6 protein-coding genes are annotated in these 9,707 nt (G+C 57.4%); 5 read left to right on the forward strand and 1 reads right to left on the reverse strand.

Annotated features, from left to right (window positions below; genetic code table 11):
• The first annotated feature begins 67 nt into the window (after positions 1-67).
• On the forward strand, positions 68-1,192 hold the full coding sequence (locus tag QYH43_RS23850; RefSeq protein WP_301158235.1) for a sugar diacid recognition domain-containing protein: 1,125 nt from the start codon (positions 68-70) through the stop codon (positions 1,190-1,192).
• Positions 1,193-1,327: 135 nt separating this feature from the next.
• The gene (locus QYH43_RS23855; RefSeq protein WP_301158236.1) at positions 1,328-2,470 is read left to right on the forward strand and encodes a glycerate kinase; all 1,143 of its coding nucleotides are present in this window, start codon (positions 1,328-1,330) and stop codon (positions 2,468-2,470) included.
• 122 nt (positions 2,471-2,592) lie between these two features.
• Here the strand turns inward: QYH43_RS23855 and QYH43_RS23860 are convergent, their stop codons facing one another.
• Positions 2,593-2,952, reverse strand: a complete 360-nt coding sequence (locus QYH43_RS23860; protein ID WP_301158237.1) for a hypothetical protein — start codon at positions 2,950-2,952, stop codon at positions 2,593-2,595.
• Positions 2,953-3,592: 640 nt separating this feature from the next.
• Here QYH43_RS23860 and QYH43_RS23865 point away from each other — a divergent pair.
• The 3 genes from QYH43_RS23865 to QYH43_RS23875 form a co-directional block, all read left to right on the forward strand.
• A complete protein-coding gene (locus tag QYH43_RS23865; protein WP_301158238.1) occupies positions 3,593-5,659 on the forward strand; it encodes a hypothetical protein in 2,067 nt (688 codons plus the stop codon).
• 234 nt (positions 5,660-5,893) lie between these two features.
• The gene (locus tag QYH43_RS23870; RefSeq protein WP_301158239.1) at positions 5,894-8,113 is read left to right on the forward strand and encodes an autotransporter outer membrane beta-barrel domain-containing protein; all 2,220 of its coding nucleotides are present in this window, start codon (positions 5,894-5,896) and stop codon (positions 8,111-8,113) included.
• A gap of 118 nt (positions 8,114-8,231) precedes the next feature.
• Positions 8,232-9,707 (forward strand): hypothetical protein (locus QYH43_RS23875; protein WP_301158240.1); only part of this gene is annotated, 1,476 nt, incomplete at its 3' end.

Consider the following 9,707-nt stretch of genomic DNA (forward strand, 5'->3'; position numbering starts at 1 on the left):
AGGGTTTGCGAGTCAGCCCTGTGCGGGTGAACAAGCCGTTCCATCCATGTCTTCAAGGATCACGCACATGTTTGAACTCGATCACGACCTGGCCCAGGACATCGTCGACCGGGCGATGGCCATCCTGCCGTACAACGTCAACGTTATGGACAACCAAGGGCTGATCCTCGGCAGCGGCGAACCGGAGCGGGTCAACACTCGCCACGAAGGCGCGCAACTGGTGTTGGCCAACGGCCGCGTGGTCGAGATCGACGCGCAAACCGCGATTCATCTCAAGGGCGTGCAGCCGGGCATCAACTTGCCGCTGATGCTCGATCAACGCTTGATCGGCGTGCTCGGCATCACTGGTGAACCCGAGCAACTGCGCACCTACGCCGCGCTGGTACGCATGACCGCCGAAATGCTGGTGGGCCAGCGCAACCAGCAGGCCGAGCAACAATGGCGGCGCCAGCGTTGCGATGACCTGTTGGCGCTGCTGCTCAGTGACGCCGGCAGTTCGCCGCGCTTGATCGACGAGGCACAGCAACTGGGTTTGAAACCGCACATGACCCGCGTGCCGTACTTGTTTGAATTGGCTTTGGAACACGGGCCGGGGCAAACCGTCGAGGCGCTCAGCGCCTGGCTGACGACCCGTTATCCCGACAGTTGGTGCGTGAGTTCAGCCAAGTCTTCGCTGCTCTGGTGCCGACCGGCCAGCCAATCCATCGAGAATGACCGCTTGCTGGATAAGCTCGATGGCCTGGGCTGGAACATCCTGCGCCTCGCCGTGGGCGGGCAGGCCGATGGACTGACAGGTTTACGCCGTTGCTATCGTCGGGTCGGTGACTTGTTGGCTTACGGGCGTGATGTGTTGCCAGACTCACGACTGCTGACCCTCAACCGCTATCGCCTGCCCGTGATGCTCTGGCGTCACCGTGACGACGATGCTCTTGACGAGTTACTCAACCCGCTGCGCAAAGTCATCGCCAAGGACAGCAATGGCCAATTGTTGGCTACGCTACGCAGTTGGTGTGACCACGACGGTCAAAGTCAGGCCTGCGCCGATGCGTTGGGGATTCATCGCAACAGCCTGCGTTATCGGATGGAACGGATTGCTGAACTCAGCGGCGTCGACCCATTGCGCCTCGACGGCATGTTGGCGTTGTACCTGAGCGTGCAGCTACTGCCCCAGACCGATACACATATCCCGTAGGCGCTGCCGCAGTGAGCGTGTGTGCCTTTGGTTTTGTAGAAATGAACAATAATCCTCAAAACCGCTTGTGCACCGGACCGGCGTTATTGTTCAGGGTGGCTGGCAGCATATGGAGATTGGAACAGGAGAATTCCCATGAAAATAGTGATCGCCCCCGATTCGTTCAAAGACAGCCTCAGCGCACAAGGCGCAGCCGATGCCATTGCCAAGGGGTTGACCGAGGTCTGGCCGGATGCACAGTTGATCAAATGCGCGATGGCCGATGGCGGGGAAGGGACTGTCGCGGCGATTCTTGCAGTCTGCGGTGGCGAACTGCGCCACATCGTGGTGAGAGGACCACTGGGCACACCCATGAACGCCAAGTGGGGCTGGTTACCTGACAGCCGCACCGCCATCATCGAAATGGCCGAAGCCAGCGGCCTGCAATTGGTGCCGCCGGGTGAGCGCGACGCATGTATCAGCAGCACTTACGGCACGGGCGAGTTGATTCGCGAGGCGCTGAAGGCCGGTGCAAAACGGGTGATTCTGGCGATTGGTGGCAGCGCGACCAATGACGCTGGTGCCGGCGCGATGCAGGCGTTAGGGGTGCAACTGTCCGATGGCCAGGGTATGCCGCTGGCACCGGGCGGGCTCGCGTTGGCGCGATTGACGCACATCGACCTCAGTGACCTCGACCCGCGCCTGGCCGGTGTGCGGTTCGACATCGCGGCAGACGTAGACAACCCGCTGTGCGGCCCCCACGGTGCCTCGGCGATTTTCGGCCCGCAGAAAGGCGCTTCGCCGGAGCAGGTTGAACAGCTGGATCAAGCGCTGGACCATTTCGCTGGGCTCTGTGCAAAAACTTTGAAAAAAGATGTACGCGACGAACCGGGCAGCGGGGCGGCGGGCGGTTTGGGGTTTGCCGCCAAGGCGTTTTTGGGGGCGCAATTCAAGTCCGGGGTGGACGTGGTCGCGGAAATGGTGGGTCTGGCTGAAGCGGTCGCGGGCGCCGATCTGGTGATCACCGGCGAGGGCCGTTTCGACGCGCAAACCCTGCGCGGCAAAACACCCTTTGGTGTGGCGCGCATTGCCAAGGCACACGGCGTGCCGGTGATCGTCATCGCCGGAACATTGGGCGAGGACTATCAAGAGTTGTACGAGCATGGCATCGATGCCGCGTTTTCCCTGTCGAGTGGGCCGATGACCTTGCAGGAAGCCTGTGACCAGGCGCCGCGGTTGCTCCGTGAACGGGCGAGAGATATTGCTCGCGTGTGGCGGCTGGCATCACGACCGGTTTGATTGGCCTGTGGCGAGGGAGCTTGCTCGCGCTGGGTTGTGTAACAGCCCCAAAACGACGGCTGCTGCGCAACCGAACGGGAGCAAGCTCCCTCGCCACAAAAGCCCTGCTTCTGTGAGCCGCTCTATTCGGGTGGGTCGATCTGGTCCAGCAAGCGGTTGGCGGTGATCTCCGCCAGCATCACGCTGTTGGAAATGCCCAGCAGGGCAATGCGCGATCCACCGTCCAGCAAGTCCACCAAGTGATGCACCATCACATCCACCGACGCCAGTGTCTCGACCAGGTATACCGCGAGGGTTTCGCTCGTGGCTTGCGGGTCGACTATGAACAGCGTGCTGGGTGTGCGCGGGGTGGCTTTGATGTCGGCGGTGGAGGGGAAGTGGAAATCGAGGGCGCGTTCGGCGGCTTCGTTGAGTTTGGTGGAGTCGGGTTCGTAGGGGGAGGTCGGATCGGTGTCCGGCGGGTTTGGGGTTACCTTGAACATGGCGAAGCTCCTAGAGAAATGGAGCGGCCACCTTTCGCTGCGAAACGAAAATAAGGTGGCAGCTGTACGCAGGTTCGCAGACCAGGACTCTAGGAACCCGGCAGACCCGAAGGTCTCCCACGCACAGCCGCCATGACATGAGTGGCAGATCTATCTGCTCACGGATGGACGAGGTTGTGCGACTAGAGATTGCCCGGGCTGCGAAACCCGATCACTGACAATCAGTGACCCGAATCAAGTTACCGACGACCCCCAAGGCGCACAAGCCGGCGGATTCTGGCGTACCCGTAGGCAACGGCGCAAGGTCTTGTAGCTTTCATCAAGTAACCTACAGCGCTTTTAAACAAGCACTCTGCAGCGCTGTTGGGCGTGCGGTTTAACATCGCGCCTTACGCCTTCAAAACATCGCACCAACGGGAAAAACGAAGCCGTTTTTCTGCGCTATCCAACATCCACTGTATCAATAGCCACCTGTCAACTTTGACAGTTTCGCGTTTTCGTCAGCGCGCGCTTAATCAGCCCAGAAACATTTTGGCCTGACGCGCGACGGGATCGATTTGTACCTGCCACAGCCAGGCAATCAGCAACTCAATGGCCATGGCGGTGCCCATGGTTCAACTGGCGTGTGAGGAGAAAAAGCATGGCAAATGAACAAAGCAAGCGCGAACGGGCAGCGGCCAATCGCGCCTATCTGAAAATGCGCAGTGACTATCGTGCAAGTCTCGTAGAGCTACCGTTTGAGAGCGATCCAGCAGATTTTGCCGATGGCGCCAAGACAATCCTGCACGGCCCCAGGCTCTTCACCAATCAAAAGCTGACTGTAAAGATCCCGCGCTGGACCGGTACTCCGCCTCCCACTGGCTCGGACGTCGTTGAGCTGTTGTTGGACAAAGGCGATGGCAACGGCTTTGTCAAAGTCGATGAGCACACCTTCACCAGGCCGTCGGGCCAGCCCGATTTCGCGGAAACGTTTCCGTATCCCATGGAGATCAGCGCGGGAGATCTGCCGCGAGACGAGAGTTGCGAGCTCAAGTACCACATTTACTATTACAACGGTAGCGATGATGGGTGTGATCCAGTCACGTTTTATTGCGACCAAGTCAAACCCTACAACGGCGATGCACCTGCGGCGTTGACGCTGACTAATCCATTGTTGGATGACACCAATTTGCCCGCCGGCGGCAAGCTCGAACTCACCCTTCCTCCTGGCTATGAGGGTGGCTCCCCGGCATACGAATGGAGGGCCGGGGATTGGATCTTTGTTTATCTGGTCGATGCTAACGCCATCCCTGAAGACCCCAGTAAAACGACGCCTATTTACGCGGCCGTCGCTCCGGATCCAGGCACGGCAGGCGCCAAGGTTGAAATAGACGCCGACAAGATTCGGGCCCTCGGTGATACCGAGGGTGTTTTTATCTATGTATTGAGAGATACCGCCCTCAACGACAGTGTCGTGTCTCTTTGGACGAAGGTGAGCCTTACTTTCGGGTCGTTACCCACAGGCCTGACCCCTCCCACAGTGCCACAAGCCGACCCCGGGCCATTGCTGTTTGAGCATGCGATGGTGGGTGTGAGTGTCTGGATTGATCGATACACGGGGTTCAAAAACGGCGACAGTGTTGAGCTCACATGGGGCAGCACTGTTGTGGTGAAAGATTTTTACATTCCCGACAATGGCAGTCAGAAGTTTGAAGTGCCCGTGCCTTCGAGGGACATATTGCTGGAATATGGGGCAACGACCACGGGCGCAAAGGATACGGCTGTCAGCTACAGGGTTTTTCGCAAAGGCCGACCCTTTGTAGCGCCAAGCACGACCATCAAAGTCAACTTTGAGGTAGCGATTCCCTGGTTGCCGTGGCCGCCTGAGGAGGGCTGGCCTAATCCGCCTCTTCCGATTCATCCGAGTTTGTTGCTAGGCGAAGTGCAAAACCACGATAGAACCAGGTTCGATGAATTGACGCGTGCTGACAAAAACGAGGACGCATTTTTCGTATTCACGTGGTACGCCGAGGCGGTGAACGGGCATGTCGTCGACTTCTACTGGAATGGCACGCTGGTGACCGAAGCAAAGCTCACGTTCGATGACACGGCTTCGCCTGGTCCGGGCCACAAACCCGGCGAAGAGGTAGAGGTCGTTATCCCATGGGCGCGCATCCAGGACGGTAAGAACGGTCCATCGATCCCGGTGCAATATTCGATCAGCAAGGCCGGGCTTGAGAACGACTTGCCTTCGCCCATCACCTCGGTCGATGTCAATGCAATTACGATCGAGCTGCCCCCCGCCAGTTTCCCCTCCATCCCAAGCGGCACCTGGCCCAATTGCAAATCGCTGGAGGCCAACGGGGATTTGAGGGTGGCGATACCTGACCTCAGCGCATTGCTCAAAAATGGCGACAAGATCCACGTTGTGTTTACACCCATGACGGGTGAAGACCTGAGCGATCCGGAGGCGCCCATCAAAGACGCGGAGTTTGAAGACGATTTTGTCCTGGGAACGGATGGGGAGATCACCGGTTTCGAATTTCTGGTGACGCCTTACGCCACGCATATCCAACCGCTGTACGACGACACCGGTGCTACCAGCAGAAGAGGACGTATGAAAATCCAATACTTCTTCAATGACGGCACTGAAGATATCGGATCGGAACCGCTCACCCTCGTGACGGCATTCCACGACGGGTCAGGCGCTTGCCCGATTACGCCTTAATAAGGGTGTATCAGGTCAGGAACACGGGTGCGTAGTGACCGTGTTCCTGTCCATAGCGTTTTGAAGTGATCTTGCTCAGAGTGATATTGAGCGAATCGTTCAAACAAAGAGATTACTCCTACATCTTCTGGTGAGGAGGGTGTTTAGGATCGCCGCCTTTGAACGTTCAGGCCAGGCAACTTGCGAAGTTTGGCGGAACGTTGTGCAAGCGTACTTTTCGCCCAGGAGCTTTTCATGTCAGTAGGTCCGCACTTTGCCGTTTCACCCCTTGCGCGAGTGCTCAAACTCGCCACCTTCACGCCCCTATTATTGATAAGCCCCGTAGGGTTCGCGCAGACCATTATTATTGACGGCGTAGCGCAGACCATCGGCAGCAATGCGCCGGCTCGCGACGACTACCAGGTCCGAAATGCGGGTAGCCTGACGGCAAACAGCGCCAGAACTTCGCAGATTCGTGCCCAAACAGGGTCGAGTGTCCAGCTCAACAACACGCAAGTCACCGCGCTTGGGACCAGTGTGGGTGTCGATCTGTCCGCCAGCCAGGCGACTATCGCCAACAAGAGCACGGTGGTGAGTAGCACGACCGGGTTGCGTGTGGGACGAAGCCCCAATGGAGGTTCGCAAGCGACCGTCAACGATAGCCAGATCAGTGGCGGAGCAGTCGGGGCCATCCTCAGCGCTCAAAGTCAGCTTATTCTTGAAAACGAGGCCAAGGTGACTGGCAGCAATGCCGACAGTATTGGTATTAGCAGTTTCGGCGGCAAGATCTCCGCTACGGGTAGCGAAATAGTGGGTGGGCTTAACGGGATCAGCCTGTTAGCCGATCAAAACTTGCCGGCCGATAACGCAATTATCCTCAATAGCTCTCAGGTCGAAGGCCTCACCGGTTCGGCCATTCTCGTCGATGGCCAAACCCAGACCAACACCGAGCGGGTCAACATCCAGGTCAACAACGGTTCCACCCTGAAGGGCGGCAATGGCACGCTGCTGGAGGTCATTAACGGTTCTTCTGCCAACTTTAACGTTGATAACAGCCAGTTGGTGGGCGACATCAAAGTAGCCGATGGCGCGAGTGCCAACGTCGTTCTCGACAACAACGCAAAACTGACTGGACGCCTGGAAAATGTCGAAAACCTGGCGGTTAACAACAAAGCCCTCTGGGTGATGGTCGAAGATGGTCAGGTGCAGAACCTGACGTTGAATGGTGGCGGTGTCCAATTCGGCAATCCAGGTGAGTATTTCAAACTGTCCGTGGAAACCCTGGGGGGCGAGGGCGGCACGTTCCACATGCACAACGATTTCACTACCGGGGAAATCGATACGCTTAAGGTGACGGGAGAGGCCCGCGGGAACCATACGATAGCGCTCGAGAGTCAAGGTACCGAGCCAGAAAACGCAGGTGCAACGCCCGTCGTTGAAATCGGCTCGGGCGATGCGACGTTTGTCCTCGAAGGCGGTGAGGTAAACCTTGGGGCCTTCTCCTATGATTTGATCAAGCTGGGTGATAACCAATGGGTTCTCAACACCGCCAGCCGGGTCATCAGCCCGGGCACTCAATCGGTGATGGCGCTGTTCAATGCCGCGCCGACGGTTTGGTACGGCGAACTCAGCACACTGCGCAGCCGCATGGGTGAAGTCCGCATGGACAACGGCAAGGCCGGTGGCTGGATTCGTGCCTACGGCAACAAGTACGACGTCAGCGCCAGTTCCGGCGTGGCGTTTCAGCAGACCCAGCAAGGTTTGTCGTTCGGTGCCGACGCGCCACTGCCGCTGGGTGACGGGCAATGGCTGGTCGGTTTGATGACCGGTTACAGCAAGTCCGACCTGAACATGAGCCGGGGTACGAGCGGTGAGGTCGACAGTTACTACGTCGGTGCCTACACCACTTGGCTGGACGCGCCGAGCGGTTACTACTTTGATGGTGTTTTGAAGTTCAACCGCTTCCAGAACTCATCGGATGTACGACTCAGTGACGGCAAAAAAACCAAGGGTGACTACAACAACAATGGTGTTGGCGCGTCGCTTGAATTCGGGCGGCATATCAAACTGGAAGACGGTTTATTTATGGAGCCGTTCGGGCAGTTGGCGGGCTTGATTGTTGAGAGCGCCGATTACGATCTGGATAACGGCTTGGCCGCCGAAGGCGATCGCGCACAGTCCTTGCTCGGCAAACTTGGCGTTACGGTAGGGCGTGATTTCGTGCTGGGTGAAGGCAAGAAGATTCAGCCGTATGTGCGTGCCGCTTATGTTCATGAGTTCGCTTCGAACACGGATGTAGAGGTCAACAACAATCGCTTCAACGCTGATCTGTCCGGTTCTCGTGGTGAGTTGGGTTTAGGCATTGCCATGACGCTGACCGACAAGGTCGCCGTTCACGCCGATTTCGATTACAGCAATGGCGACAAGATCGAGCAGCCCTGGGGTGCCAACGTGGGTGTGCGTTACAGCTGGTAATGGCTTGATTTGAATCAACCCGTCAGGGACGACGGGCGTACCTGAAGTTCAAAGTTCTTTTCTCGCGTGAGAGGACAAACCCTGAACCTTCTCCGCGCTTTTTCGAGGAGTCTTGTTCATGGTCGTGTTCAATCGTCGTCAACGCACTGAAGATCTGTTGCCCAAGCCTGTAATAGATGAATTGCTGCCGGACTTGCCGGGTGCCGAGACCGGATTATTACCGGTGGCGTCAACGGGGGGCGACTTGAAGGTCTGGTTCTCGGTGCCACCTCTTGCTGAACCGAGCAAGGGTGAAACAGCAAGGCTGTTCGTAGATAACCAGGCTAACCCGATTGACGAACGTGAATGGAACGCCCCCATTGATGACGCCGACAAGTTTCTGGTGTTGCCCAGCAACTGGTTGCGCAACAACGATTGGGAACACCGTCTTTACTACCAGTACATTGTTTTCAATGGCGCCGACCCATACTCAAAAGAATTGGTGATGACCCTCGACACCGAGACGCCTGTTCTGGCGACTGACAGCAAACTGATATTCCCTTCTGAAGTACTCCCCCCCAACAAACTCACCGCCCACTACCTCGAACAACATAACGATGAGGTGAAAGCCGAACTTCCGGCTTATACAACACCCCGCCCCTGGGACCGTATTACCTGGTATTGGGGGGAGACCCCGGGCAACGAGAATGAGGGCGGGGTCAAAGAGCTCGATGACAAGAGCTTCGAGGAGCCGATAGTCGTCACAATCAAAGGGTCGTTGATACGGGAGCGCGGGGATGGCATGCGTTATGTCTGGTACACGGTGGCCGACCGCGCCGGTAACGAAAGTCGCGATTCTGCGGTCGTCGAGCTGGATGTTGCGGCCACGCCGATTCCGCGGAAGTTGCCATGGCCGTCTGTCGAGAACGCATCGGGTTCTAACGTAGAGCAAACGCTGGATCCGTTGTTTGACGTCACCGGCGCCGTCGTCGAGGTGCCGGAGGGCGCAGACGTGTATCCGGGAGAGTTGATACGGGTGAAATGGGGGGTGCCGGGAACATGGGGTGCTGTCGAGGTTGACGAGCCGATCTCCGAAGGGCAGCGGCGGTATCAGATCAAGATGGAGTCGTTGGCCGCTCAAATCGGCAGAACATTGTCGGTGACTTACAGCGTCATCGATGACAAAGGTGTCGAACATCCTTCCGATCCCCGTAGATTGAAGGTGCTAACCCTGCCCAGTAATCGACTCGAAGCAGTCAGATGCGAGGGTCTTTCCGGCGGTGATTTGAGTTTCAAAAATGTTCCGGAAGAAGGCGCACGCTTGACGCTAAAGTCCTGGCCACTGATGACGACGGATCATTGGGTCATGATCACCATGACCGGTGTCGATAAACAAACGGGGCAAGACTCGGTGTTCAATGCAGTTGCCAGACGGGCGGTCACGGAGCAAGAAATCATTGTCGGAATTGGCATGGAAACCGAGATTCGAGTACCCAAAGAGTTTTTGAATACGCTCATGCGCTATGAACCGTTATCGGGCAGGGTTTATACGAGCTTTGATGGCGGACAAACATGGCCGCCAATGCCGGCGCCCAATTTTCCGATACTGGACTTG

It is taken from the genome of Pseudomonas sp. C32, from assembly GCF_030417915.1.
In the GTDB taxonomy this organism is placed as follows: domain Bacteria; phylum Pseudomonadota; class Gammaproteobacteria; order Pseudomonadales; family Pseudomonadaceae; genus Aquipseudomonas.

Bases quoted from the DNA above. Each gene is read 5' to 3' on its own strand.
- QYH43_RS23850 (WP_301158235.1), top strand. From the start codon at position 68: ATGTTTGAACTCGATCACGACCTGGCCCAGGACATCGTCGACCGGGCG.
- QYH43_RS23855 (WP_301158236.1), top strand. From the start codon at position 1,328: ATGAAAATAGTGATCGCCCCCGATTCGTTCAAAGACAGCCTCAGCGCA.
- QYH43_RS23860 (WP_301158237.1), bottom strand. From the start codon at position 2,952: ATGTTCAAGGTAACCCCAAACCCGCCGGACACCGATCCGACCTCCCCC.
- QYH43_RS23865 (WP_301158238.1), top strand. From the start codon at position 3,593: ATGGCAAATGAACAAAGCAAGCGCGAACGGGCAGCGGCCAATCGCGCC.
- QYH43_RS23870 (WP_301158239.1), top strand. From the start codon at position 5,894: ATGTCAGTAGGTCCGCACTTTGCCGTTTCACCCCTTGCGCGAGTGCTC.